The 24,841-nt window shown below is 41.6% G+C and carries 26 protein-coding genes; 13 read left to right on the top strand and 13 right to left on the bottom strand.

Annotated features, from left to right (window positions below):
* Nucleotides 1–12: 12 nt before the first annotated feature.
* The 4 genes from zds to ICL16_RS26485 all read right to left on the bottom strand — a co-directional run bounded on the left by zds (nt 13) and on the right by ICL16_RS26485 (nt 4,903).
* Nucleotides 13–1,452, bottom strand: coding sequence for a 9,9'-di-cis-zeta-carotene desaturase (gene zds / locus ICL16_RS26500; RefSeq protein ID WP_190834000.1), 1,440 nt, complete (start codon nt 1,450–1,452; stop codon nt 13–15).
* 70 nt (nt 1,453–1,522) lie between these two features.
* Nucleotides 1,523–1,693 carry a ribbon-helix-helix domain-containing protein gene (locus tag ICL16_RS26495; RefSeq protein WP_190833998.1) on the bottom strand — a complete coding sequence of 57 codons (171 nt, stop codon included), beginning with the start codon at nt 1,691–1,693 and terminating at the stop codon, nt 1,523–1,525.
* Between the two features lie 1,391 nt (nt 1,694–3,084).
* On the bottom strand, nt 3,085–3,273 hold the full coding sequence (locus tag ICL16_RS26490) for a hypothetical protein (RefSeq protein ID WP_190833996.1): 189 nt from the start codon (nt 3,271–3,273) through the stop codon (nt 3,085–3,087).
* Between the two features lie 13 nt (nt 3,274–3,286).
* The gene (locus ICL16_RS26485; protein WP_190833993.1) at nt 3,287–4,903 is read right to left on the bottom strand and encodes a DUF6930 domain-containing protein; all 1,617 of its coding nucleotides are present in this window, start codon (nt 4,901–4,903) and stop codon (nt 3,287–3,289) included.
* A gap of 281 nt (nt 4,904–5,184) precedes the next feature.
* Here ICL16_RS26485 and ICL16_RS26480 point away from each other — a divergent pair, with 281 nt between their 5' ends.
* The 3 genes from ICL16_RS26480 to ICL16_RS26470 all read left to right on the top strand — a co-directional run bounded on the left by ICL16_RS26480 (nt 5,185) and on the right by ICL16_RS26470 (nt 6,359).
* Nucleotides 5,185–5,541: an iron-sulfur cluster assembly accessory protein gene (locus ICL16_RS26480; RefSeq protein WP_190833991.1), complete on the top strand. Its 357-nt coding sequence runs from the start codon at nt 5,185–5,187 to the stop codon at nt 5,539–5,541.
* 68 nt (nt 5,542–5,609) lie between these two features.
* A complete protein-coding gene (locus ICL16_RS26475) occupies nt 5,610–6,032 on the top strand; it encodes a tetratricopeptide repeat protein (RefSeq protein WP_190833989.1) in 423 nt (140 codons plus the stop codon).
* Nucleotides 6,033–6,116: 84 nt separating this feature from the next.
* Complete coding sequence (locus tag ICL16_RS26470) at nt 6,117–6,359, top strand: hypothetical protein (RefSeq protein WP_190833987.1); 243 nt, start codon at nt 6,117–6,119, stop codon at nt 6,357–6,359.
* Nucleotides 6,360–6,435: 76 nt separating this feature from the next.
* Here the strand turns inward: ICL16_RS26470 and thyD are convergent, their stop codons facing one another.
* Nucleotides 6,436–7,353 carry a thylakoid membrane protein ThyD gene (gene thyD / locus ICL16_RS26465; RefSeq protein WP_190833985.1) on the bottom strand — a complete coding sequence of 306 codons (918 nt, stop codon included), beginning with the start codon at nt 7,351–7,353 and terminating at the stop codon, nt 6,436–6,438.
* 169 nt (nt 7,354–7,522) lie between these two features.
* Here thyD and ICL16_RS26460 point away from each other — a divergent pair, with 169 nt between their 5' ends.
* A complete protein-coding gene (locus ICL16_RS26460) occupies nt 7,523–7,870 on the top strand; it encodes a hypothetical protein (RefSeq protein WP_190833983.1) in 348 nt (115 codons plus the stop codon).
* Nucleotides 7,871–7,933: 63 nt separating this feature from the next.
* Here the strand turns inward: ICL16_RS26460 and ICL16_RS26455 are convergent, their stop codons facing one another.
* Both ICL16_RS26455 and ICL16_RS26450 read right to left on the bottom strand, forming a co-directional pair.
* Complete coding sequence (locus ICL16_RS26455; protein ID WP_190833981.1) at nt 7,934–8,659, bottom strand: DUF1995 family protein; 726 nt, start codon at nt 8,657–8,659, stop codon at nt 7,934–7,936.
* Nucleotides 8,660–8,708: 49 nt separating this feature from the next.
* Nucleotides 8,709–9,881 carry a cysteine desulfurase family protein gene (locus tag ICL16_RS26450; protein WP_190833979.1) on the bottom strand — a complete coding sequence of 391 codons (1,173 nt, stop codon included), beginning with the start codon at nt 9,879–9,881 and terminating at the stop codon, nt 8,709–8,711.
* A 313-nt stretch (nt 9,882–10,194) separates the two neighbouring features.
* Here ICL16_RS26450 and ICL16_RS26445 point away from each other — a divergent pair, with 313 nt between their 5' ends.
* From ICL16_RS26445 to ICL16_RS26430, 4 genes are all read left to right on the top strand, one after another.
* Nucleotides 10,195–11,541 (top strand): phospholipase D-like domain-containing protein, encoded by a 1,347-nt coding sequence (locus ICL16_RS26445; RefSeq protein ID WP_190833977.1) that lies wholly within the window; start codon nt 10,195–10,197, stop codon nt 11,539–11,541.
* Between the two features lie 116 nt (nt 11,542–11,657).
* Nucleotides 11,658–11,903, top strand: a complete 246-nt coding sequence (locus tag ICL16_RS26440) for a ChaB family protein (RefSeq protein ID WP_190833975.1) — start codon at nt 11,658–11,660, stop codon at nt 11,901–11,903.
* 124 nt (nt 11,904–12,027) lie between these two features.
* On the top strand, nt 12,028–13,221 hold the full coding sequence (locus tag ICL16_RS26435) for an NAD(P)/FAD-dependent oxidoreductase (protein WP_190833973.1): 1,194 nt from the start codon (nt 12,028–12,030) through the stop codon (nt 13,219–13,221).
* Between the two features lie 29 nt (nt 13,222–13,250).
* Nucleotides 13,251–13,904, top strand: a complete 654-nt coding sequence (locus tag ICL16_RS26430; RefSeq protein ID WP_190833970.1) for an HAD-IA family hydrolase — start codon at nt 13,251–13,253, stop codon at nt 13,902–13,904.
* Between the two features lie 67 nt (nt 13,905–13,971).
* On the opposite strand, the gene ICL16_RS26425 is transcribed toward ICL16_RS26430, so the two are convergent.
* Nucleotides 13,972–15,285, bottom strand: a complete 1,314-nt coding sequence (locus ICL16_RS26425) for a molybdopterin molybdotransferase MoeA (protein ID WP_190833968.1) — start codon at nt 15,283–15,285, stop codon at nt 13,972–13,974.
* Between the two features lie 117 nt (nt 15,286–15,402).
* Here ICL16_RS26425 and ICL16_RS26420 point away from each other — a divergent pair, with 117 nt between their 5' ends.
* The 4 genes from ICL16_RS26420 to ICL16_RS26405 all read left to right on the top strand — a co-directional run bounded on the left by ICL16_RS26420 (nt 15,403) and on the right by ICL16_RS26405 (nt 18,579).
* A complete protein-coding gene (locus tag ICL16_RS26420; RefSeq protein WP_190833966.1) occupies nt 15,403–15,948 on the top strand; it encodes an RDD family protein in 546 nt (181 codons plus the stop codon).
* 43 nt (nt 15,949–15,991) lie between these two features.
* A complete protein-coding gene (gene rpmG, locus ICL16_RS26415; RefSeq protein WP_190833964.1) occupies nt 15,992–16,186 on the top strand; it encodes a 50S ribosomal protein L33 in 195 nt (64 codons plus the stop codon).
* A 2-nt stretch (nt 16,187–16,188) separates the two neighbouring features.
* Complete coding sequence (gene rpsR / locus ICL16_RS26410; protein ID WP_190833962.1) at nt 16,189–16,404, top strand: 30S ribosomal protein S18; 216 nt, start codon at nt 16,189–16,191, stop codon at nt 16,402–16,404.
* A 117-nt stretch (nt 16,405–16,521) separates the two neighbouring features.
* Nucleotides 16,522–18,579 (top strand): RNB domain-containing ribonuclease, encoded by a 2,058-nt coding sequence (locus ICL16_RS26405; protein ID WP_190833960.1) that lies wholly within the window; start codon nt 16,522–16,524, stop codon nt 18,577–18,579.
* On the opposite strand, the gene ICL16_RS26400 is transcribed toward ICL16_RS26405, so the two are convergent.
* Entirely contained in the window at nt 18,576–19,883 is a 1,308-nt protein-coding gene (locus ICL16_RS26400) for an ABC transporter substrate-binding protein (protein ID WP_190833958.1), read from the bottom strand. The two genes, ICL16_RS26405 and ICL16_RS26400, sit on opposite strands and share 4 nt — an antisense overlap.
* Between ICL16_RS26400 and ICL16_RS26395 the strand changes: the two genes are divergently transcribed.
* Nucleotides 19,863–20,552 (top strand): class I SAM-dependent methyltransferase, encoded by a 690-nt coding sequence (locus ICL16_RS26395; RefSeq protein ID WP_190833956.1) that lies wholly within the window; start codon nt 19,863–19,865, stop codon nt 20,550–20,552. The two genes, ICL16_RS26400 and ICL16_RS26395, sit on opposite strands and share 21 nt — an antisense overlap.
* A 4-nt stretch (nt 20,553–20,556) precedes the next feature.
* Here the strand turns inward: ICL16_RS26395 and ICL16_RS26390 are convergent, their stop codons facing one another.
* The 4 genes from ICL16_RS26390 to ICL16_RS26375 all read right to left on the bottom strand — a co-directional run bounded on the left by ICL16_RS26390 (nt 20,557) and on the right by ICL16_RS26375 (nt 24,841).
* On the bottom strand, nt 20,557–21,630 hold the full coding sequence (locus ICL16_RS26390) for an ABC transporter ATP-binding protein (RefSeq protein ID WP_190833954.1): 1,074 nt from the start codon (nt 21,628–21,630) through the stop codon (nt 20,557–20,559).
* Between the two features lie 79 nt (nt 21,631–21,709).
* Nucleotides 21,710–22,543, bottom strand: a complete 834-nt coding sequence (locus ICL16_RS26385; RefSeq protein WP_190833952.1) for an ABC transporter permease subunit — start codon at nt 22,541–22,543, stop codon at nt 21,710–21,712.
* Nucleotides 22,540–23,436 carry a carbohydrate ABC transporter permease gene (locus ICL16_RS26380; RefSeq protein WP_202895737.1) on the bottom strand — a complete coding sequence of 299 codons (897 nt, stop codon included), beginning with the start codon at nt 23,434–23,436 and terminating at the stop codon, nt 22,540–22,542. The genes ICL16_RS26385 and ICL16_RS26380 overlap by 4 nt, the downstream gene beginning before the upstream one ends.
* Nucleotides 23,437–23,521: 85 nt before the next feature.
* Entirely contained in the window at nt 23,522–24,841 is a 1,320-nt protein-coding gene (locus ICL16_RS26375) for an ABC transporter substrate-binding protein (protein WP_190833950.1), read from the bottom strand.

Genomic DNA, 24,841 nt, shown 5'->3' with positions numbered 1-24,841 from the left:
CTTGGCGGTTCCCTATTTCTTCACATTCTCCAAAATCACCTGAGCAGCACGCCTACCTGAAATCACCGCCCCCTCCATACTATCAATATAATCCTGCTGAGTATAACTCCCCGCTACAAAGAAATTAGGAACAGGCGTTTTCTGATTTGGACGATAAACATCCATACCAGGCGCTTCGCGATACAGAGACTGAGCCAACTTCACCACACTAAACCAAGTCATATTCAAATCCCTTGACGAGGGAAACAACTCATGCACTTGTTTGAGCACATGGTGAGCGATCGCCTCATTACTCTCTTTAATAAAAGGATCTCCCGGAGTTAGCACCACCTGCAACAAAGATCCTTGTCCTTCGCGATAATAATCAGCCGGACTAGTCAAAGCCAAATCAGCGAAACAAGAAAAGTCAGCATCTGCAGTATAAAGCAAATTATCAATTCCTGCCGCATGATTCAACTGTTTACGTTTTTCTGCATCTTGCAACTCCGTCACCCAACCATCAAAACGTAGCTGCACCGTTGCCACTGGCACCGCATCCAACTTGTAAATATTATCAAACTCTGACCATTTGCGCCACTCTTGTGGTAGCAAACGCTGAATTCCCGGTACATCACAAGCAGCGACATAAGCATCAGCCGTAACAACTTCTTCTGTATCACCATTTGCCACGACAATGCCAGTGACGCGAGTTTCTTCACCAGAGGAACTAAACTGTACTTCTCTTACCCTGCACCGAGTGTAAACTTTTGTTCCCCTAGCTTCTAGATAGTTTAAAATTGGCTTGTGCAGGTATTCATAGGGAGAACCCTCCAGCATTCGTAGTACCGACGCTTCCGTTCTGACAGCAAAGAATTGAAATATTGTCAACATGCAACGGGCTGAAATATGCTCACAATCAATAAAACCCAGAGCATAGGCGATCGGGTTCCACATGCGGTCTATACTACCCTGACTACCGCCATGACTGCGAAACCAGTCAGCAAAGCTAACTTTATCCAAATTGCGGATAGTTTTCATTGCCCCGTCAAAATCTACCAAACCCCGTACTATTGGGCTAGTACCCAGAGCGATCGCGTTTTGCAATTTATCCTGCACCGAAAGTTGGGAAGTAGTGAAGAACGCCTTTAACCCATGAAAAGGAGCGCCTGTGAAAAAGCGAAAATCCAGCGCACCCGTGCGTCCTCCTTTGTTGATAAAGGTGTGGATGTGTTCTTTGGGGAGAAAGTTTTCTACCGCTCCCATCTTTGTCATCAAGTCAAAAAGATTGTAGTAGCACCCAAAGAATACGTGCAGCCCCATTTCAATATGGTTGCCGTCACTGTCAACCCAGCTGCCAACTTTACCACCTACAAATGGACGGGACTCAAAAATCTGGACTTCACAGCCAGCATCAGCCAGATCTACAGCAGTTGCTAGCCCAGCTAGTCCCGCACCCACAATTGCAACGCGCATTCCGTCTTTCCTTTTTTGTTCCTTTACAGATTGTAACTGTGTTGGGGTCGGAATTTGCGCATTTATTTGTCTACCCTGCTGAGTTTTTGGTGTCCTCAGAGACAGATAGCCCGCGAATCAGTTCTCGAATGACATCAGTTGCAGGTCTACCTGTCTGCTGACAGTATTTCTCTAGTTTTTCTGCTTCTTGTGCAGCTAAGTTAACAGTTATTCGTTTTACAGCCCACTTTTTATTTGTCATTTTATTATGTTGATTGCTGTGTAGTAACATCATTTACAAATCGAACTAAAGATGAAAAGTTTCATATCAGAGTTTTTCAGAAAAAACAAGCAATTTTTTGCACAAAAACAGTTGCTGTTTCATAACATTATTCTTCATATCTCAATAAAATAGAAAAACCTCCTAGTTACAGTTGTGACAGTATCAATAGCGCACACTCGTTGCATATAGAACTTGCTTGTCAACCCGGTTAATTCTACATATCTCTAAGAAATGTATAAATCATCCTCCTGTTAAACAAACATAGTTCCTAACTTTGTACATAGCATCTCTTACCGAACACTCCGAGTAAATAAATGTATATTTCAATACATAAAAGAAATAAATCTCCTTGCATAGCAGTGATATTTCCTTACGAAAATGAAAATACTTCAAGCCATCTATAGTCATTGAGATGAAACTGCATACTAGCAAAGCTAATTAGGTTAAAACCAATACCTGTATATTTCTTGCTCATCACACTTACATGTACACCAATTACCGAAGCTGTACTAACTCTGAGTCTAGAGTTTTGTTTAAATTACCATAGCTTGCTCATCTGAGAAACCCGGAATGCTATTGTCATAACTTGAATCAAGAGACGAGATATTCTTCGCTGTACAGAGACAGCTAAAGCTTTGGACAGATATAAAAGAATATACTGCAATTTCGACTAAAATTAATCAAATTTGGGTTTAGTCGTTGTCATTTTACTTCTCTTGACAACAAAGCTAAAACTTTGTTTCCAGTTTAAAAATTAAAGGTTTACTTGGAATGTTGTCCAAAAGTGATTAATTACATTTGTACTTGGAATGTTTTTGATCGCTCAGTTTGCGACACTATACTTGTTAACTTTAGTTTGTCATTATTTACCTCATATTTAGCGATAAAATGGGGATTATGTACATACTTTTAAACATACATACGTGTTAAAGAAGAAAAGATTAGATAATTGTATTCTGCAGAAAAATGTTCATTTTTATTACCAATAAATACGCTCATAACTATTCTCACCTATTAGAATTTGCGGTTAAATCTAAAGAGGTTATTAATTTTTAATTGTATGATGTTTTTTGCGGGTTTTCTGCTCCTTTATTGAATCTTTATTCCAAAAAATAAATTAAAAAAAGTTTATTATTCCGATAAAAAGAATAAAAATGTATTATGAAAATTTTAAATTTATAGTTAAAAATTATTTGTATCTTTAACTAATTACACTGAGGAAAATGTTAAATTGATAACTTGTAAACATGTATTTTATTTTTGAATAGATCTAAGTAGGTAGGGCAATGCCCACCACATCCAGGTTTTGGTGGGCATTACCTTACTTACATGTATTTCAAAAAATCAAATAGTAATCCTAGAGATTTTGTTTAAGTTTTAAAACAAAACAGACGAAGATATCGTGTGTAGCCAGCTTGTGGAGAAATGGCATAAATTACAGTAAAACGGATTGGGAATTGGAGATTGGGGATTGGGGAAGAATTTTTCCCAGTACCTAGTACCCAGTACCCAATACCTAGTACCCAGTACCCAATTCCACGCAGGACTGCTACATACATAGGTGTACTCAAACTATAGTTGAGGCATGAGTTGAAGAATACCGATACCTAAATCTTTGGGTGAAAGAGATTTCGCTTCAAATAAAGCCATCATGTCTCGTAACTGAGGATTTCCACGAGAAGCACCCGTTAAACCTTTAGCGATAATCAAGCCACAGTAGCCCTGCGTATTTTTACACCGCTGATTCCATTTTTTTCTAGCTTCTACATGAACTGGATCATCATCTTCAAACTCACCAAACAGGAATAATTCTCCGTTTTCGGTTTGTAATAAACCCAAGTCGTAGTGTTTATCATCCATAGGATCTGCACCAGGATTAAAACAAATGGCTTTAAGTCCTCCAGCTTCTTCGATATTTTCAATTACAGTCTTTGCTTTAGGACGGGAAGTTTGAATTAAAATCACGGGCAAACCTTCCCCAACTTGTGTAATTTCCCCAGCTTTATGGTAATTAACGCCCTTACGTAAAAACTCTAACATTTCCCAAGACACGACACCTAAGCTCAGAAATGAGTCTTCTGGGATCAAGTCATCTCGTAAAGATCTAAATATAGCCGTTTGTTCGTCTTCTTCCTCAATCACATCACCTGCCATTTCCTCTAATTCTGCTGCTAACTCTGGCAGAGTAGAGACAGTGACAGACAATGATTTAATTGGTTCATTTGACTCAGGTAGGGTAATGCGATAGCGACGATTGAGGTTCGGGAAATCATCACTGAGCTGACGACGAAAATCGCGCACAAAACGGCAAATAGCTTCTAGTGCAACGTAGACAATTAGTGCTTCTTCATCATACAGAACAGAACGCAATCCTTCTAAAGGATGAATATTGCCAAAAGTGGGATCGATTTCCGATACTGGTAGATCTGCTAAGTCACTAAATTCATCTTCGTCTTCGTCTTCGTCACCAAGTTCAAAGGTGAGGAATAAACAATCTTGCTTCAAAAAGGCTTCTTCCAAATGCCCTTGTGAGTCGTCATCTTGTAAAACGGTGGCTCGAAACCGCTTGAGGGAGTCTTCGGAACGATACAACAAAACTCCGTACTCCATTCCTAGCATCCCCATCACACTGGCGTAGAGAGTGCCAACATCCCATTGATTAATTTCTATGGACAAAATTTGTTGTTCTTCCAGTAATTCCCAAGGAGATGCTTCCCAAATGGCAAATGCTTTATCAAGCATTGCTTGTGCATACTGTGGAGGTAAATCGGGAACTTGGCTATCGATAATTTCGGCAAACCCACGAAATAGTTCGTCAATCAATGGCAGTTCTGGTACGTAGTCGATCGCAATGTCCAAATCTTGTAGCACTCCACGCAGGTAAAATTGGATTTCTCGATCTCTGACGACAATTTTTTGTGGGCGAGCTGGTTTGGCTGGACTATGGGGGTACTCCATTGCTCGCATTAGGGTCCGAACAATCGCTTCTGGACCGGTTTGTGGCGCTACCACGTCCATCGATCTGACAATACCTTGTGAACCATCCACCCAAAGAATACATTCGCCCTGTGCTTCTGATTCCTCGACTCGATATTGCGATGACAATGGACGGCGATCGCCCTCCCATACAGAAGGAATTTGAGTTAATTTCTGTAGCCGACGACTGGTAGAGCGATTAAAACTTGTCATAGAGTAGGTTAATTAAAAGAAGTATGCTTATACATGGAGTTAGGGCAAAAGCCACGGGTGAAACTACCTGGCTATTGGTGAAGAGTAGTTGTGCGGTGGGACTCAAGCAAGACTTCAAATCCAAACCAGGCACGAATCTCTAAACACATTGAATCTCTCAATTCTAGAATAAAAATCTTTGTGTGCTTTTGACCTTTGTATTTACAATTTGCCAAGGAATGACTTCATAGTCGCTACAATAAAGACAAAAACTTGATCTGATTACGGAGTAGCAATCGCAAATGACACAAACACAAACGCCCCAAACACGAGGAATTCTGTTAAGCTCAGCGGCTTTAGCTCAGGTTAAACTTTTAAGAGACAAGCAAGACAAAGATTTATGCCTACGGGTGGGAGTACGTCAAGGTGGCTGCTCAGGAATGTCTTATATGATGGATTTTGAGGAAACAAGCAAGATTTCCGCCCATGACGAAGTTTTTGAATATGATGGCTTTAAAATTGTTAGCGATCGCAAAAGTTTACTATATCTCTATGGCTTGATGTTAGATTACAGCGATGCTATGATTGGTGGCGGTTTTCAATTCACTAACCCCAACGCTAGTCAAACCTGTGGTTGCGGTAAGTCATTTGGCGTCTAGTGGATTTAGATTTTTGATTCCTCACTCAATCTAAAATCTAAAATGCCTTGTTTATTTGACTCTTATCTATGACTCAAACAGTAGATTCGTTGTTTGATACAGGTTTGGAACGTTATAAAGCAGGAGAACCAGCTTCTGCTTTGATCCCCCTGTTTAAAGAAGTATGCGATCGCGCGCCAAAAAGTAGTTCAGCCTGGACTTGTTTAGCGTGGTTATATCTGCTAGATAACAAGCCTAACCCAGCTTACAAAGCAGCTCAAAAGGCTGTAAAGTTAAATCCACAAGATCCACAGGCAAGGGTAAATCTGGCGGTGGCAATGCTAGAAACAGGTGAAAAAGGTTTACGCCAACATGTTGACTTTGCACAACAGTTAATGTTTGTCAACCCAGAATGGCTTGAAGAAATCAAAGCCAGCATTGATGAAGGTTTAACGCGAAAACCAGATTGGCAGAGTTTAGCAAAAATAAAAAGTTGGTTATTTGAAGAATAATTGCTAATTGTTAATTGTTAATTGTCCTCTTACCAGTCTTCAATTAGCAATTAACAACCTTGAATATGGAAAATGCACCATATTATGAAAGATAAATTTTTGCATTGGCTCAACTTAGTGTTAGTGGCAGATGTCTTTGTAGTGATACTAAGCTTTGTCTGGTTGGCGGTTGCCGTCATAGGTCACACAGCTGGAGTCCCACTGGGCTTAGACTTATGGTACAAGCTTTGGCAACCAGTCTTTACTCCAGCCATTGGTATTTTAATGGCGGGCGCAATTATTAGTGGTGTGATCGGTTGGATTTCTCGCAAATTTTCGACTAATTAGTACAGACGCCCCACCTATGTAGAGACGTTCCGCCGCCCCACCCACGTAGAGACGTTCCGCCGGAACGTCTCTACGGTTATTTCAAAATTTGTTGCAAGGCTGATTGTAAATCAGAATACTGGTATCGAAATCCACTATCGACAGTGCGTTTCGGAAAAACTTGTTGACCTTCTAAAACTACCATTGCCCCATCTCCCAAAAGAGCCTCAAGAGCAAAAGCGGGCACAGGTAACCAAGAAGGACGGTTCATAATTTGCCCCATAGTTGTACTTAGTTGTGCCATCCGTACAGGATGAGGAGCCGTAGCATTATATACTCCTTGCATTTCTGGTTGAGTGAGAGCTTGTACAATTAAGTTCACCACATCATCTAAGTGAATCCATGAAAACCATTGTTTTCCACTACCCAAAGGACCACCGGCGAAAAGTTTAAAAGGGGTAATCATTTTACCCAAAGCACCACCGTTACCTAAAACAATCCCAAATCGTAAAATCACCAGTCGCACAAGAGCTTGTGTAACTTTTTGTGCTTCTGCTTCCCAAGCTTGACAAACTTCAGCGAGAAAATCTTTACCAGTGGGGCTGGTTTCATCAAAGCTAGCAGTTTCACTAGTACCGTAGAAACCAATAGCTGAAGCGTTAACTAACACCTTAGGCTGAGGATTAGCCTTGACTATAGCTGCGACTATTTTTTGTGTACCTAGCTTACGGCTATTGAGAATTTCTTGCTTGCGTTCTGGTGTCCAACGTCCTTCAGCGATGGATTCTCCGGCAAGATTGACTACACCATCACAACTAGATAGTACATTGTCAGAATCAGAAATCATCTGTGTATATGTAACGATTTCCAAATTTGGGTAAGCTCTCGATGGAAAAACTTTTTGGGCAAACGCGGTGTTTCGAGTTATCACCAGCACCCTCGTACCCTGAGAATGGAGTCGCTCAACCAAACGACTACCGACAAATCCTGTTGCTCCTGCAATTGCTATTTTCATGTTCAACCTCCGCCGCTCCCCTATTTTACTAGCTATCAGCTTGCAATCTACCGCAGGCAATGAGCGGGTTGCGAGGGAAAAAGCTGACAAAACGAAATTAGTGAACGATATTTGTCTACTTCGTAAACTATTATAGGATGGACGGAGTGTTACAAGGCGTGGGGCTATTATGGCTCGCTATACCTGTTCATTTATTGTTTCTATCTCATTCAACCATCTCCAACCGTTGCTTGTAGAACTTCTACAAGATTGTGGTTTGGATGTGCAATATTACACAGCCGACTATATTATGGCGCGTGAGATTCCAGGACAAGTTCCATTTTCTAAATTAGTTACCGTAGAGGTACTGATAGATAGAAGCACGGCTACTGAAACAGAATCCCGTATGAGTATTGTGATTAAAAACGAGGAACTGCCACTCCAACTTCAAAATCACTGTCGGCAAATGTTTGAATTTATTAAGCAAGCGATTGAAGATTGCCGTCATTGGCATCTCATTGAGAGTTTGGCAGGATAACTGCCATTCTCTAACACTAAAAAAAAATTCGGAATTGATAATTTGGAATTCCGAATTACTCTATTACCTTGTTAAGGAGCGCATAAATCGCTGCAAACCTCTCAGGAAAGTTGGTTTCCCAGGAGCAGCTTCCCCTGGAGTTTGCTGTTGTTTGGCTAAAATCCCGTCAACGTCTTCGCCCGAAGGTTTTTCGGGTAACTCGACAATTTTTTTATATTCACCATTAGTTTCTACCCACACTTCCCACTGCCCAGGATAGCAGCGAAATATTGCTACATCTTCGTAGATGGGAAAGACGTAGTAGCTAGATTCAATGGTATTGAGGAATCGTTCACGGGTTTGTCTTGCTGCATAACCAATCCCAATCTTTCCTGCGTCTTCTAAGAAAGGATTTAACATTATTGTAGGGCGCGATCCTATTTGAGCGCAGAGCTTTTCTAATTGCACCACTTCAACTACAGTGGGAGCAACAAATAAGAAAATTTCATCTTCTGGTTCTATCTTCGGTTGTATGGCAGTTCTACCGCTGCCGAGATCTAAGATTTGAAATGGTGCATTCTCCCAGTCACGACGAGCCAGAGCTGCACCACCAGCATCGGGAAAGAAAACTTTTAACCGAGAACCATATTCTTCAAATATGGGTAGAAATTGTTCTGCTACAGGCATTGGTTTAAGCTCTGGGAAGATCAACTCAACCTGTAGTTTAGTATACCCATCTGCTAGTGCTGCTTTTGTAGCTTCACGGGCTTGGGCGATTGCATCATCTAGTGTTTTGGGAAGTTCAACCATTTTGAGCGTCAGGATACAGGAATTGTAGAGATGCCCCGGTGGGACGTCTCTAGTGATAATTCATAATTAATTCTACAGGTCTTAGTCTTTCTAAAACCTGTCTTAAGACCATTGCCACCCAATCTACATCAGCTTCTGTCGTATCGCGCCCTAATGTGATGCGAATAGCTCCTAAAGCCGCGTTTTCTGAGTAGCCCATTGCTAATAGTATCGGGCTAGGGCTAAGTTTTCCACTGTGACATGCGGCTCCGGCACTAATGCCGATACCAGCTAAGTTTAACTGCCGCACAATAGTTTTGCCGCTGAGTTTTTCACCATCTGCATATTCTAAACAGAAACTCACATGGTGAGGCAAGCGATTGTGGCGAGATCCTGTGGGTATTAAACCAGGAATTTCTGTTAACTGGGCAAACAAGCGATCGCGTAACTTAATTAACCGGGGTGTTTCTTTCGGCATTTCTTGCATTGCCCACTGAGCTGCTACCCCAAACCCGGCAATAATTGGCACTGCTTGCGTACCAGATCGCAGTTGCTTTTCTTGTCCTCCACCACCCAGCAGAGGAACTAAGTCCACGCCCTGACGGACATACAAAGCTCCAACACCTTGAGGACCATAAATTTTATGACTAGAGATACTCAACAAATCTACAGGCAATACTGTCATATCTATTGGTAATCTTCCTGCCACTTGCACTGCATCTGTATGAAATAAAACACCATGACTATGAGCAATATTTCCCAAATCCTCTATTGGTTGAATAGTTCCTACTTCACTTTGACCGAAAATTACTGATACTAACACAGTGTTATCTTGTAACGCTGCTTTTAAATCTATTGGGTTCACTCTTCCATAACCATCTACTTTCAACCTCGTGACTTCCCATCCCCAAAACTCTAGTAATTGCACTGGTTCAGCAATAGCTGAATGTTCAACACTAGAAATAATCATATGTTGAGGTTTAGTGTATAATCTGGCAACTCCCATAATTGCCAAATTATTTGCCTCAGTGCCTCCAGAAGTAAAAATGATCGATTCAGGATCTGGTGCGTTAATTAAATTAGCAACCTGCATTCTCGCATTTTCCACAACTGTTGCCGCTCTTTGTCCCCACTCATGCAAGCTAGAAGGATTACCCCACTGATGGGTAAGAACTTGTTGCATAATGGTGATCGCTTCTGGGCGAGTCGGGGTAGTGGCGCTGTAATCTAAATAGACTTGCATAAATTTTCAGCTAGGGAACATGGCATTAGCTGTTTCTATTTTGAACATATATGGTAACCATATCCAATTCTTCCCGCCTTAGGGATGATAGATACCCGACAACTTTTACGAAGTCGGGTATCTAGAGAGGCTTTGGTTATCCTTACTTGTAATTACGGAATAAATTAAGCTTTCTCAATTAAATTCCGCAATAACCCTATTGCTTTTATCACCTTCTCTAATAATACTTGTAAACAAATTACTTTGTCTAAACGCGAAATTTCGCGTCTCTACTGTTCTATGAAGCATATATTTTTTACAAAAATTATTCTACATGAGATTGAGTAAAAAAATAGCAGTTTTTACAAAACTAGTCTTAATCTTAATATTTTTCAGCAGTGGGTTTGCGCTTTTTAAAAGTCTTAACCATTCACCACAAACAAAAGTTCAACTACCTCAAGATGCGGCAGTTCAAATCTATTTTAACCATAATCAAGCTTCTGCTTATCAAGATCCCTACAGAAATTTTATCCGCAAGGGAGATAACCTAGAACAGCAGATTGTTGATGCTATTGCAGGGTCAAATTCATCTGTAGATCTTGCTGTAATGGAATTTAGGCTGCCTAAAATTTCCCAAGCTCTGAAGAATGCTCATAATCGTGGTGTGAAAGTAAGGGTAATAATTGATCATAAATATAATAAGACTTTAGCTGAATATACAAACTTAGAAATCTCGAAAATGAATAGTCATGACAAACAAGCTTATGAACAGTTAAAACAATATCCTACTGATGCTTTAGCTGTCTTACTTCAAAGCGGTATTGAAATTAAAGATGACACATCTGATGGTGCTACTAAAGGTAGTGGACTAATGCATCATAAATTTGTCGTCGTAGATGGAAAGACTACTATTATATCTAGCGGTAACTTCACTAATTCTGACATGCACGGCGATTTTGGTAATCTTGATAGTCAAGGAAATGCTAATAATATGGTTGTCATTCCTAACAACTCTAATTTATCACACGCCTTTACTAATGAATTTAACTACATGTGGCAGGGATTGTTCAAATCTCGTAAGCCAAAAAGAAATCCTGTGACAATTCCTGTTGGTGATGGAACTATCACAATCAATTTTTCACCATCAAGCAGAAAAGATGATATTGCCTTGACTAGTAATGGAGTAATTGCTTCTTACTTACAGCAAGCGCAAAAAAGTGTACATGTGGCTTTGTTTGTTTTCTCGGCACAAAATATTAGCGATACATTGGGCAATGTACACGACAAAGGGGTAGAAGATATCAAATTGCTGATCGATCCTGATTTTTTTAGACAATCTTATTCCAAAGCTTACGATGCAATGGGTGTTTGTCCTCGCCCAGGAAAGAAAAATAGCCGTATCAAAGTTAAACCGTGGAAGAAACCCATCACCACAGTTGGTTTTCCGATCGCACCCAGAGGCGATCGCGCCGTGCATAGTAAAATGGCAGTGGTGGATGGAGTTTTAGTGATCACTGGTAGTCATAACTGGTCTGATGCTGGCAACTATACCAATGATGAAACTTTAATCGCAATCCAAAACCCCATAGTCGCAGCCCACTACGAGCGAGAATTCAATCGTCTTTATGAAACAGCACAACTAGGCTTAAAGACTATTCCCCATGCACAAAAATGCTCATGAGACATTAACATTATTGCATCGCTGATTTAAATTTTGCCATCTCTACTTTGAGAAAGAGGAAAATTTGCTTACCAATTCGTAAGATAAGCTCAAGGGTAGAAAATCGGAGCAAATTTATGGCATACGGCAAAATAGAAGAATTACCTGAAGAAATTAAAGGAAACCTGCCTCAGTCAGCTCAGCAAATCTTTCTTGCTGCTTTTAATGCAGCTCAAAAAGACGGTTTGAGTGAAGAAGGTGCTCAGCAAGTTGCTTGGAATAGCCTGAAAAACTTGTACGAAAAAGGTAGTGACGGTAAATGGTCGATCAAGGGACAAGATACCGCCCAGCATAACAAAGCTATCACCTCTGGTGGTAATTAATAAAGTTTTTAACTTAATTAGAAACCCGGTATCTTGAAGATGCCGGGTTTCTAGACTTTATAGACCCAAAGAAATTAGTAAACTTAAATAAGTTACTTAATGGGATAAACCCTCCCCTAGACTAATGACCCAACAACCTGCTAAAATTTGTATCCTTGGTGGAGGCTTTGGAGGACTCTACACAGCATTGCGCTTAAGCCAGTTACCTTGGGAACCTACACAAAAACCTGAAGTAGTTCTGGTTGATCAAAGCGATCGCTTCCTCTTCTCCCCCTTCTTATATGAACTACTTACCGGAGAACTACAAACTTGGGAAATAGCCCCTCCCTTTGAAGAATTACTAGCAAACACAGGTGTACGTTTTTGTCAAGCAACTGTAGCAGGAATTGACATAGATCAGCAACGAGTACACTTACAAGATGGAATAGAAATTTTTTATGACAGATTAGTTTTAGCTTTGGGTGGAGAAACACCACTAGATATAGTACCAGGAGCAACATCTTACGCTTACCCATTTCGGACAATCGCCGATGCTTATCGTGTAGAAGAACGGCTAAGAGTATTAGAAGAATCAGATGCAGATAAAATCAGGGTAGCAATTGTTGGCGCAGGTTATTCTGGTGTAGAGTTAGCTTGCAAACTAGCAGATAGATTAGGCGAAAGAGGAAGATTTCGGTTAATTGAACTAAGTGACCAAATTTTACGTACCTCACCAGAATTTAACAGACAATCTGCTAGCGTTGCCCTGGAAAAACGCGGAGTATTTATTGACTTAGAAACCAAAGTAGAAGCGATCGCTGTTGATAGCATCTCCTTAGAATATAAAAATCAGGTGGACACGATCCCCGTAGATTTAGTAATTTGGACAGTAGGCACAAGAGTAGCACCAGTAGTGCGTACACTGGGTGTAAAGCAAAATCAACGTGGTCAAATTACGACAAGACCAACTTTACAAGTCCTCGATCATCCCAATATATTTGCCTTAGGAGACTTAGCAGACACTCTCGATGCAGAAGGTAAACAAGTTCCGGCAACAGCACAAGCTGCTTTTCAACAAGCAGATTACACAGCTTGGAACATTTGGGCTAATCTTACCAATCGTCCTTTACTTCCTTTTCGCTACCAGTATATTGGCGAAATGATGACATTAGGAACCGACGACGCCACTTTAGCTGGGTTAGGGATTAAACTCAATGGTACTTTTGCATACATAGCCCGTCGTCTTGCCTACCTTTATCGTTTACCAACTTTAGATCATCAGCTAAAAGTTGGATTTAACTGGCTAGCCCGTCCTATTATAGAGACACTTGCTAAATAGCATTCGGCAGTCAGCGCTAATAGCTTTATATGAAACAACCCAAAGTTATTTTTCTCGATGCCGTTGGTACACTCTTCGGCGTTAAAGGTAGTGTGGGCGAAGTTTATAGTCAGATAGCGCGAGAGTTTGGCGTTGAAGTTTCTGCTGAAACTCTGAATCAAACATTTATCCAGAGTTTTAAAGCCACAACGCCACCAATTTTTCCTAACGCAGAACCGCATGATGTTCCGCAGCTAGAATTTGAGTGGTGGCTTCGCGTTGTGAAAACCACCTTTGAACAAGCTGGTACTATCAAGCTATTCTCTGACTTTTCTAGTTTTTTTAGTGAAGTTTACATCCACTTTGGTACAGCTGAACCGTGGTTTGTTTATCCTGATGTTTTACCATCTTTAACAAAGTGGCGCAGTATGGGAATTGAACTAGGAGTGGTGTCTAATTTTGATTCTCGCATCTACTCTGTATTACAAGCTTTGGAATTGCGAGACTATTTTGAGTCGATTACCATTTGCACTCAGGTTGGCACAGCTAAACCCGATCCCCAAATCTTTGCCATTGCTTTAGAAAAACATGATTGTGCACCTGAGGCAGCATGGCATATTGGCGATAGTATTACAGAAGACTATCACGCAGCTAAAGCAGCGGGACTCAGAGCTATTTGGGTAAATCGCAATGGAAAAAGTTAAAGTTTGTAGTAAGGGCTTCAGCCCTTATCAACCTGAGCAAAGACAGCGCTCACTACAAGTTTAACAATCAAAAATTTCCCACCTGTAAAACTTTTACGTGTTCTCCTTTGGAAACTGATGTAGTGCCAGCAGGCAAAACAGCTAAGCTGTTGGTTTGAGCTAGATTAATTAAATTACCGGAACTATGACTACCGCTAGCTAGGTGAAATTCGTAAACTCCTTCCCCATTTAAAGATAACTGTCCCCAAAGATAAGTTTCGCGCTTACCATCTGAGTACAAATCTTGAGGAGTTAGTGCTTTGACAAATTTTGGTTCCCACCCACTAGTAAGTCCAGACAGTTTTTTGATGGTTGGTTGGACAAATCGCCAATAAGTTACTAAAGCAGAAACAGGATTCCCAGGTAAACCAAAATACAAGCAGGAGAGACGCCCTATCGGGGCGGTATCGGTGGCGTCGTTATCCGGGGTATCGTGGAGACGCTCCACCGGAGCGTCTCCACGGGAAAATGTGGCGAATGTCAATGGTTTACCAGGTTTCATCGCCACGGTATTAAAGTGGATTTTACCGCCAAGAGACTCGATAATTTTCTCAATATAGTCATAATCTCCTACCGAGACACCACCGCTTGATATTACTATGTCAGAATTAGCAACAGCAGAGGCGATCGCTTGCTCGATTGCCTCGACATCATCTTTGACAATTCCCAACATGTGAGCTTTTGCTTCCGCTTGTTTGACTAAACAAAACAGTGCATACTGATTTGAATCGACAATTTGCCCTGTTTGTAAAGATGTGTCTGGTGTGACTAACTCGCTACCTGTGGAAATAATTGATACTCTCACACGTCGATATACACGCGGTTGTATAGACTGAGATGCTGCTAGTACACCAATTTCTGGTGCATTTAACTTAATTCCCGCCGGTAATAATTGTGTCCCTGCTTGATAGTAAGAGCCACGTTGCCGAATAAATTGTTGTGGTTGAGGAGTAGCTTCGATGAAGACACGATTTTCCTCTCGACGTGTTACTTCCTGCATTACTACTGTATCTGCACCTGTGGGGATCAACGCACCTGTTAAAATCCGCGCTGCTTGCCCTGGTTGGATAGTAGATTGGGGTTCTTTACCTGGAGTAATTTCCTCAACAATTTCCAAAACTGCTGGATGTTCGGCACTACAATGCTGTACATCTTCATAACGCACGCAGTAGCCATCCATTGCCGAATTATCCCATTGCGGAAAATCGAGTTGACTTGTTACAGGAGTAGCAAGAATTCTTCCATCTGCTGTTAACAAATCTACAAACTCTGTATCCTGTTGAGGATCGAGAGGTTGTACTAAATTAAGAATTATTGCTTCTGCTTCGCTAACTTGCAGCATAGTGAAAATTTGGCTTTTTACTGTTCAGCTTAAAGATTCTATCCCTTGGATCTTAAGATCAAGTTAGAGAAAACATACAAAATAAATTTATAACCTAAATATAAATACTTATTTATTATGTCTATTGAAAAAGTTACGTCCAAACACTACCCCCAAGTTGATTTTGGGCGTAGGGGTATGGCTTTAGGGATTGATTTTCTCGTTGTGTGGTTAGTCAGTTCTTTTTTAGGCAGTAGCGAAGTCGGGATTCAAATTGTTCAAATACTAGTTTTTGCGATCGCTTGGCTAGTGATCCGAGTGGTTTTGGTGTATAACAATCAAGGGCAGAGTTTGGGACGTTATGCCTTCGACATGAAAGTGTTGGAAGTTAAAACAGGAAAAGTCCCCGATTTACAGACACTTTTACAACGTGAGGGCATAATTGGTTTAGGTGCGCTTTTGGTTTCTATTGCCTTAAGCAACATCATACGCAATCCCACTGCTATACTGCTAATGATTCCCCTAGCAATTGATTGTGGTGCAGCTTTTTGGGATACCCCCATACGGCAAGCTTTGCATGATCGCACTTGTCGGACTATGATCGTTTCGTCGCGTCGCGGCTACTCGTTGGATATTAAATTCAAGCGATTAGTTGAAACAATTAAGCGAAACATGATATCATAAGTATTTGTGTTAATTATTTTCAGGTATCCGTACTTGTCAGATTATGGCTAAAAGTAAAGGTGTCCGTATCGTAGTGACACTGGAGTGTACAGAGTGTCGAACAAACCCAGATAAGCGCTCTCCTGGTGTTTCTCGGTATACAACTACAAAAAATCGTCGCAACACCACTAACAGGTTAGAACTGAAAAAGTTTTGCCCTCATTGCAACAAACATACCGTTCACAAGGAAATTAAGTAACAATGAGCTATTACCGCCGTCGGTTGTCTCCAATTAAACCAGGAGAACCAATAGATTATAAAGATGTAGACTTATTACGTAAGTTTATCACCGAGAGGGGTAAAATATTACCGCGCCGGATTACAGGGTTAACATCTCAGCAACAAAGAGATTTGACACAGGCAATAAAACGCGCCAGAATTGTAGCCTTATTACCGTTTATTAACGCGGAAGGCTAAATAAAGTTAAGAGTGATGAGTTAAGAGTAATGAGTAATAACAGAAAAATTACGCTTCTCCTAACTCCTAACTCCTAACTCGACCAAACAAAATTTTACATATAAAATTGCAAGGCTTGTGGACAAGGGGACGCTGGTAGAATTTAGACAATCGAGCGATCGCCGTTTGGGTATAGTAGATCGTCCAGACGGTAAAGCCCGATGGTTTGTGGTAGATGAGCGAGGGCAATCTCACAGTCTTGCACCTCGGCAATTTAGCTACATAGTGACAGGACAAACTTACAAACCAGCGCAGATTCCGCAATTTCTTCAAGAAGTAAAACCCTATTTAGATCCATCAAGTTTAGAGGTGGCTTGGGAATTACTCGTAGAAGGAGGGGAAACTGTTACCCCAGCCGACATGGCGAATCTGCTGTTTTCCTCTTCAGGAGCAGCCCAGTGTTATGCAGCCTATTGGTTGTTATCAGAAGACAAAATCTACTTTAAGCAAAAAGGAGAAGCTTACGAACCACGTACAGCAGCTCAGGTAACAGAACGTAAACACCAAATAGAAGTAGAAGCGCTCAAAGCAAGAGGACAACAAGAATTTTTGGCTCGTGTAGAGCAAGCGCTCAAAGGTGAACCAGTAGAGTGGCAACGTCACGATCGCCAACGTTTGGAAGGACTGGAAAAATATGCAGCGTTAGTCGCTGATATGGTACGTGTAGGGCTAAATTCAGAATCTTTAGCTCGTGCCTATCCCCCCCCAGCACCAGTTCTAGAGACAATGAATTTGCTGGGGCGTCAAGCAACCCCCCAAGGAGCCTACCAACTGTTAGTGGACTTGGGTTGGTGGGGTGCGCACGAAAACTTATTTGTGCGTCGTTCGTCAATTCCAGTTCAGTTCCATAGTAAGGTATTAGAAGTGGCGCAACAGCGTATTGAATCCCCTGTGCAAGACCAAGATGTAAACCGCTTGGATCTAACACATTTAAAGGTGTACACAATTGATGATGAAAGTACTACCGAAATAGATGATGGTTTAAGTTGGGAATTACTTGCTTCGGGGCGAGAGCAGTTGTGGGTTCATATTGCTGATCCGACGCGGTGGTTATTGCCAGAAGATGAGTTAGACTTAGAAGCAAGAAAGCGGGGTAGTACAGTTTACCTGCCCACGGGGATGATCCCCATGTTCCCAGAAATATTGGCAACTGGCCCAATGAGTTTAGTTCAGGGTCAAATTTGTTGCGCCCTTAGTTTTGGCATTATTTTAGCACCATCAGGGGAAGTAGAAGAATACAGTATTCATGCTAGTATAATCAAGCCAACCTATCGCCTGACTTACGAAGACGTAGATGAGATGTTGCAATTGGGCGTACAGGCAGAACCGGAAATAGCGGCGATCGCTACATGGGCACAAAAGCGTAAAAGTTGGCGGTATGCTCAAGGTGCAATTAGCATCAACATGCCCGAGGCAATGATCAAAGTCAAAGGTGACGATATTAACATTGACCTTTTAGACGACTCCTCATCCCGGCAATTAGTGGCAGAGATGATGATCCTAGCTGGTGAAGTAGCTGCGCGTTACGGCAAAACTCATAACATTCCCCTACCTTTTCGCGGACAACCGCAACCAGAACTACCACCAGAGCAAGAATTGCTACTGCTACCAGCAGGATTTGTCCGTGCTTGTGCCATGCGTCGCTGTATGCCGAAAAGTGAAATGAGTATTACCCCAGTACGTCACGCCGGATTGGGTTTGGATACCTACACTCAAGCTACCTCTCCCATCCGCCGTTATAGCGACTTACTCACCCACTTTCAACTTAAAGCCCACCTGCGTGGTGAAGTTTTACCCTTCTCCGCAGAACAACTTAAAGAAGTAATGTTGACTGTCTCCACTACCACCCAAGAAGTAACAATGGTAGAAAGACAAACTAATAGATACTGGGCATTAGAGTATCTGCGCCGCCATCCCAATCAAGTTTGGGAAACAACTGTGCTCATGTGGCTGAGGGAAGACAGTGGTTTAGCACTTATTTTATTAGAAGATTTAGGCTTGCAGTTACCAATGGCTTTCAAACGACACGTGAGTTTGGGCGAAGAGGTATTAGTTAAAGTTACCCACGCCGATCCGCAAAAGGATATGATTCAGTTTCAGGAAATTATTTATCAAGAAGCCCAGGCACTAAATTAATCTTCCCAAAACAGCTTTAATCTTTCTTGTGCTTTTTGGAGAGCTTTTTGGGGTGATTCGCCCAAAAGCGTTGCTTCAATAGCTCTACCCAAACTATCTGAAATCCGGTTATATCCAGAAATATTTGGGCGGGAACGAGCTTGATTCATTTGTGCTAAAAAAACTTGGAGTAAAGGCTGCTTGGTGAGAAAATTTTGATATGCCTGACTTTGGCGACTTTTAAGATTAACGGGCAAATAGCCTGTACCCAGAGCTATTTCAGTTTGAAATTCTTCACTTAAGACATACTCTAAAAACTGCAAAGCTGCTTGTTGTCTTGCTGGAGTAGTCTTCATCACAAACAAATTCTCACCACCCACTACCGCTGCCTGTCGTCGATTTTTGGGAATCGGTAAAACATCAAAATCAATCCCCATAGGAGCTAAAAAACCCAAAGTCCAAGGTCCAGTCACTTGCATTGCGACACGCCCTGCGATAAAATCGTCTTGCTCGTAACCTCTTTCTGGTAGAGACTTGATTGCAGAACCATCTTTAATCAGATTAGACCAAAAATCCAAAGCGGCGATCGCTCCTTGGTTGATTAACTTTGGCTGATTTGCCTCCACCAACTCTCCACCAGCGCTAAACATAAACGGTAACCAAGTAAATACCGTCCATTCTCCCTTACCTAGTGGCAATACTATTCCATATTGGTCTTTACGACCATCTCCATTTTTATCCAAAGTGAGTTGACGAGCAACTGAGCGCAATTCCTCCCAAGTTTGGGGTAATTTAGTAATTCCGGCAGCTTTGAATAGACTGGGACGGTAAAAAATTCCTGTATTATTAGTGCTAAAGGGAATTGACCAAGTGTGACCATCCAAAACCATCCCTTCAAATAGAGCCGGATCAATTTCTGACTTTAAAGTAGAGCGATCGAGCCAATCTTCTAAAGGTTGGATTGCTTGTAACTCTACCAACCGCCCCGTAATTGATGAATCATACCACAGTATATCAGGAGAAGCATTGCCAATCACAGCCGTGAGGATTTTAGGCATGATTTGATCGGCTTGACCTATATATAGAGATTCTACTTGTACATCAGGATGTTTTTGATTAAACTTATCCACAAGTTTTTGAAATACATCTCGATTAGGTGGGGGGTTGAGAGCGTGCCACATTGTGAGATGAATCACGCCATTTTTTGTACCTGATAGTTGACAGCCGCTCATCAACAAACAGACACTAAGAATACATACCCAAAACCAAATCACACCTTTTTGGATTTTACGCCTCACGATTTTATGCAAAGAATCTTCACTCATATTAATCAAGTTAACTTGTGGGAGAGTATCGAGTCAGCCTCAGGTAGGGGATCAGAATTAGCTACCACTGTGGCAATTAGAACAGTTGTGTTGGAACTACTTGCACAATTTGGGATCAAATCTATTTTGGATGCTCCCTGCGGAGACTTCAACTGGATGCGTCATATCCCCCTAAATGGCATCACGTATACTGGAATTGACGTGGTATCAGAAATGATTGAAAAAAATCAAGTCAATTATGGTAATGCTACCATTCAATTTATGACAGGGGACATCACCAAAAATTCTTTACCCCAAGCAGATTTGATTATTTGTCGTGATTGCCTCGTACATTTACCACTGCGAGATGGATGCTTAGCACTAAGACAGTTTCAGCAAAGTAGTTCTAGATACCTATTAACCACAACATACCCAGCCACAACTCAAAATCGCGATGCAGCAGTTGGCTCATGGAAACCCCTCAACCTTTGTCTACCACCATTTAGTTTACCTACTCCCCTGATGATATTTAGCGATCCTAGCGATGATACCGGAGCCAACCCCGACAAGTCTATTGGATTGTGGGACTTACAGAAAATGATCCTTCCTACCATTCCGCGTTGGAGTTCCCCTCAAGTCATGCTCACCACTTTTGTGCGACGACATTTTAATCCAGCTTGGAAACTTTAAGCTTTTATCCCAGTAAATCCCCAGATTGAACATCAAACCAGTGGATATTCTGAGGAGGTAGAGCCAAGGTAATTTCAGCTTCAACCCAATTTTGGTCTGTAGGTAACAAAGCACGCATAGTCAACGATTCTTGACGGGAACTAGCAACACGTACACTCACCAAATTGTGCATACCTAGATTTTCCACCAAATATACTTGAGCGTGGAAAGTTTGAGTATCATCTGGTTGAGCAATGCGGACATTTTCTGGACGAATTCCCAAGACAATTTGTGGAGGTATTGTGGGAATATTTGGCAGAGGCACTCTGTAATCACCTAAAATAGCGTAACGTCCTTCACAAGGTAAAGTTAGCAAATTCATTTGTGGACTACCAACAAAACCCGCCACAAACAAATTAGCAGGATGATTGTAAATGCGCGAAGGAGGAGCAAGTTGCTGCACATAACCATTATTTAACACAGCTACTTGAGTAGAAAGCGTCATTGCCTCAGTTTGATCGTGAGTAACATAGACAACAGGAGCTTTTTGTGCTGCAAACAGTTGCTTAATCTCCGCCCGCACTCGTTCTCTGAGTAGCGCATCCAAATTACTCAACGGCTCATCCAACAAATACACTTGGGCACGACGTACCAGCGCCCGCCCAACTGCAACCCTTTGGCGTTGTCCCCCAGACAATTGGCCAGGTTTACGATATAGTAAGTCTTCTAATCCCAAAAGTTTTGCTACTTCAGACACCCGGTGTTCAATCTCAGGTTTACCCACTTTTTTCAGCTTCAATCCAGAAGCGAGATTCTCGTATACCGACATATGCGGGTACAAAGCATAACTTTGAAACACCATAGCCATGTTGCGATCGCCTGGTTGTTTAAACGTAATATCTTCACCACCCATGATAATTTGACCATGAGTTGGTTCCTCCAAACCTGCAATCATGCGTAGTGTAGTCGATTTACCACAACCAGAAGGACCGAGTAAAGTCAGAAACTCGTTGTCATCAACACTCAAGCTCAGATCTTTAACTGGGACAACGTTAGGGCTATAAGTTTTATTTAAGTTTTTTAATTCTAGTTTAGCCATCTTATGAATGTTAATTGTTGATTGTTAATTGTTGATTGTTCTATTAACTATTAACCATTAACCATTAACCACTTTCTCATTATCCTTTAACTGCACCAGCCGTCAAACCTTGAACAATTTTGCGTTGAAAGAATAAAACGAGTACAACCAATGGAAACGTTCCCACTACAGTTGCAGCAGCAATAGAACCATAAGGAATCTCAAAAGCCGAAGCACCACCCAACTGAGCAGCAGCAACAGGAATAGTTTTCATTTGTTCGCGAGTAATAAAAGTGAGAGCAAAAATAAACTCATTCCAAGCAAAAATAAAAGTAAGAATCCCAGTAGTCACCAAAGCAGGAACCGTCATCGGAATTAAGATTTGTACCAACATTTGCAAAGTATTATAACCATCAACCCTAGCCGAATCTTCCAAATCCTTAGGTAACTGCTCAAAAAAACTGCGCAACACCAAAATAGTCAAAGGCAAATTAATAGCAGTATAAGGAATAATCAAAGCCAAATAATTATTTCCCAGGTGTAACCTTTGCACAATCTCCAACAATCCAAAAAACAACAAAATCCCAGGGAACAAAGTCACAACCAAAACACCACCAAGAATAACCCCACCACCCCAAGGACGCAAACGCGCCAAAGCATAAGCAGCAGGCGCACCAATTCCCAAAGACAAAGCAGTAGAAACAATCGATACCAAAGCACTATTAAAAATGTAAAGCCAAAACGGACGACGAGCAAACAAATCAAAATAGTGACTCAAAGTCAACCTTGTCGGAAAATAAACAGTAGGAACCCGAGAAATATCCTGATTAACCTTAAAAGAAGTCAACACCTGCCATAGCACAGGAGCCAAACAAAACACCACAACCAACAAAATCGCCACCCACAACCAGATCCTTTTATTTTTTGTTTTCACACCCCCCTCCTCACACGCAACCCCCGCAAAAACACAAACGCGATCGCCACAGCCACAATCAACAAAACAAAAGTACAAACCACCAAAGCAGCACCATAACCAAAATCCAAATAACGCATCACAGTACTATATATATACAGCGACACCACCTCAGTTGCACCACCAGGACCACCCCCAGTCATCACAGCAATCAAATCAAAAATGCCAAAAGCCTGAGCAAACCGAAACAACACAGCAATCAGAATTTGCGGCAGCAAAAGAGGTAAAGTAATTTTGCGAAAACTTTGCCAAGAACTAGCACCATCAATAGCATGAGCCTCATACAAATCAGGCGAAATCGACTGCAAACCAGCCAACAACAAAATACTAATAAACGGGGTAGTCTTCCACACATCAGCACAGATTACCGCAATCAAAGCTAGCGTTGGTTCCCCCAACCAATTAATCCCAGTCTTAATCAAACCCAGCCGCAACAAAATATCATTAACAACCCCGAATTGATCGTTAAAAATCCACGCCCAAGCCAAACCAATCAAAGCAGTAGGCAAAGCCCAAGGTAATATAGCAGTAGTACGCACCACACCACGAAAAGAAAAGCGTTGATTAAGAACCAGAGCAATTAAAAGTCCCAGCAGCAACTCACAAATCGCAGATACTACGGTAAATACAGTTGTTGTCCAGAAACTTTGCCAGAAACGACCATCACCCACAATTCGCGTATAATTATCTAAACCAGAAAACACAGGTTGCAGTTTTGTTCCCAAATTTTGTGTAAACAAACTTAACCAAAAAGCACGAGATATAGGGTAGCCAAATACAAACAGCAGTAGCAGTAGTGCGGGGATTAACAAAATCCACGCTGTACGCTGTTCTCGACTTCGGATTGTATGCATGTCAATAATTTTAGATTTTGGATTAGAAACCGTAATTACCTGTAGAGACGCTCCGCCGGAGCGTCTCTACACCATCCCCCTATACTCATTGTTTATTCCCTGCGGCTAACAAACGCCTGGTTTCGTCAGCTGCAGCTTTCATGGCTTGTTCGGGAGTCATGTTATTTGTTAGTGCAGCACTCAAGTAGCGTTGTAAGATATCAGACGCTTGGGCATATTGGGCGATGGGTGGACGTAGGACTGCTTGCTGTACTATCTGTAATAATTGGGGGTAATGAGGGTATTTGGCGACAATTTGCGGATCTGTAAACAATGAGCGTCTACTGGGTACAAAGCCTGCATTTAAAATAAGTTGACGCTGTGCTTCTTCTGATGTAAGATATTGAATTGCTTTCCAGGCTTCTTCTGGATGTTTTGAGGTTTTGGCAATTCCTAAACCCCAACCGCCTAAACATGCTCCTCCTGGTTTACCGTTGCTTCCCACCATTGGTTGAATAGCGATCTTACCATTAATGGGGGAATCTGGTTGGTTTGCTAGGGGCCAAAGATAGGGCCAACTCCGTAAAAATGCTGCTTGCCCACTTTGAAATATACGTCTGGTTTCTTCTTCTTGGTAGGTTGTGACTCCAGCCGGAGAAACGCCACGAGAAATTGTATCTTTAAGAAAGGCGATCGCTTTTAATGTTTCGCTTTGATCTAATCCTACTTCTAAAGTTTGCGGATTTACCCAAAAACCGCCAAAGCCTTCGAGTACTTCCACAAACATTGCTACCAATCCTTCATATTGACGCCCTTGCCAAATGTATCCCCAATTAGCCTTGCCTTGTTTTTGCAATGTTTGGGACATTTTCAGCAAATCTGTAAAGGTTTTTGGTGGTGGTAATTGTGCTTCTTTGAGTAAGTCTGTACGGTAATAGAATACTCCTACGTCGCTACGCACGGGGATGCGATAAAGTTTGCCTTCGTAACGCCCCCCTTCTACATCAATGTGTGAAAATGCTGTCAACTCTTGTGGGGTAATGCGATCGCTTAAATCCAATAACCATCCTGCTGCGGCAAATTTGGGCAACCAAATCACGTCCATATTGACTAAGTCATAAGGAGAATCACCCAAAATGAAAGCTGAGGTGTAAAGGTCTTCTAGCAAGTTAGTGGCATTGGGACCTTCTATAATATTGATGCGAATACCTGGATTTTTGCCCTCAAAGTCTTTAATTAAGCCTTGTTTCCACGGTTGGGCATCTGGTGCCGTCATCAGCAAATTTAGGACAACAGGTTGCTGCGATAACCCTGGCTGGTTAAACAGGAGAATAATACCCCATAGTACTGCCAAAAATATTCCTATGGGTACTTTTAATTTTTGTAATATTTTTTTAGTCTTATTCAGTAGCTTGATGTAAAACAT

Origin of the sequence: Iningainema tapete BLCC-T55 (assembly GCF_014698965.1) — a bacterium.
GTDB classification, from domain to species: domain Bacteria; phylum Cyanobacteriota; class Cyanobacteriia; order Cyanobacteriales; family Nostocaceae; genus Iningainema; species Iningainema tapete.
This window is presented reverse-complemented; position numbering and strand designations above follow the sequence as displayed.

Coding starts and splice junctions, on each gene's coding strand:
- ICL16_RS26395 (WP_190833956.1), top strand. CDS start 19,863: ATGCAAAGAATCTTCACTCATATTAATCAAGTTAACTTGTGGGAGAGT.
- ICL16_RS26490 (WP_190833996.1), bottom strand. CDS start 3,273: ATGTATGTAGCAGTCCTGCGTGGAATTGGGTACTGGGTACTAGGTATT.
- ICL16_RS26425 (WP_190833968.1), bottom strand. CDS start 15,285: ATGCTGCAAGTTAGCGAAGCAGAAGCAATAATTCTTAATTTAGTACAA.
- ICL16_RS26400 (WP_190833958.1), bottom strand. CDS start 19,883: ATGAGTGAAGATTCTTTGCATAAAATCGTGAGGCGTAAAATCCAAAAA.
- ICL16_RS26485 (WP_190833993.1), bottom strand. CDS start 4,903: ATGACAAGTTTTAATCGCTCTACCAGTCGTCGGCTACAGAAATTAACT.
- zds (WP_190834000.1), bottom strand. CDS start 1,452: ATGCGCGTTGCAATTGTGGGTGCGGGACTAGCTGGGCTAGCAACTGCT.
- ICL16_RS26480 (WP_190833991.1), top strand. CDS start 5,185: ATGACACAAACACAAACGCCCCAAACACGAGGAATTCTGTTAAGCTCA.
- ICL16_RS26430 (WP_190833970.1), top strand. CDS start 13,251: ATGAAACAACCCAAAGTTATTTTTCTCGATGCCGTTGGTACACTCTTC.
- ICL16_RS26375 (WP_190833950.1), bottom strand. CDS start 24,841: ATGTTTTACATCAAGCTACTGAATAAGACTAAAAAAATATTACAAAAA.
- ICL16_RS26455 (WP_190833981.1), bottom strand. CDS start 8,659: ATGGTTGAACTTCCCAAAACACTAGATGATGCAATCGCCCAAGCCCGT.
- thyD (WP_190833985.1), bottom strand. CDS start 7,353: ATGAAAATAGCAATTGCAGGAGCAACAGGATTTGTCGGTAGTCGTTTG.
- ICL16_RS26420 (WP_190833966.1), top strand. CDS start 15,403: ATGTCTATTGAAAAAGTTACGTCCAAACACTACCCCCAAGTTGATTTT.
- ICL16_RS26450 (WP_190833979.1), bottom strand. CDS start 9,881: ATGCAAGTCTATTTAGATTACAGCGCCACTACCCCGACTCGCCCAGAA.
- ICL16_RS26435 (WP_190833973.1), top strand. CDS start 12,028: ATGACCCAACAACCTGCTAAAATTTGTATCCTTGGTGGAGGCTTTGGA.
- ICL16_RS26475 (WP_190833989.1), top strand. CDS start 5,610: ATGACTCAAACAGTAGATTCGTTGTTTGATACAGGTTTGGAACGTTAT.
- ICL16_RS26470 (WP_190833987.1), top strand. CDS start 6,117: ATGAAAGATAAATTTTTGCATTGGCTCAACTTAGTGTTAGTGGCAGAT.
- ICL16_RS26440 (WP_190833975.1), top strand. CDS start 11,658: ATGGCATACGGCAAAATAGAAGAATTACCTGAAGAAATTAAAGGAAAC.
- ICL16_RS26495 (WP_190833998.1), bottom strand. CDS start 1,693: ATGACAAATAAAAAGTGGGCTGTAAAACGAATAACTGTTAACTTAGCT.
- rpsR (WP_190833962.1), top strand. CDS start 16,189: ATGAGCTATTACCGCCGTCGGTTGTCTCCAATTAAACCAGGAGAACCA.
- ICL16_RS26390 (WP_190833954.1), bottom strand. CDS start 21,630: ATGGCTAAACTAGAATTAAAAAACTTAAATAAAACTTATAGCCCTAAC.
- ICL16_RS26460 (WP_190833983.1), top strand. CDS start 7,523: ATGGCTCGCTATACCTGTTCATTTATTGTTTCTATCTCATTCAACCAT.
- ICL16_RS26445 (WP_190833977.1), top strand. CDS start 10,195: ATGAGATTGAGTAAAAAAATAGCAGTTTTTACAAAACTAGTCTTAATC.
- rpmG (WP_190833964.1), top strand. CDS start 15,992: ATGGCTAAAAGTAAAGGTGTCCGTATCGTAGTGACACTGGAGTGTACA.
- ICL16_RS26380 (WP_202895737.1), bottom strand. CDS start 23,436: ATGCATACAATCCGAAGTCGAGAACAGCGTACAGCGTGGATTTTGTTA.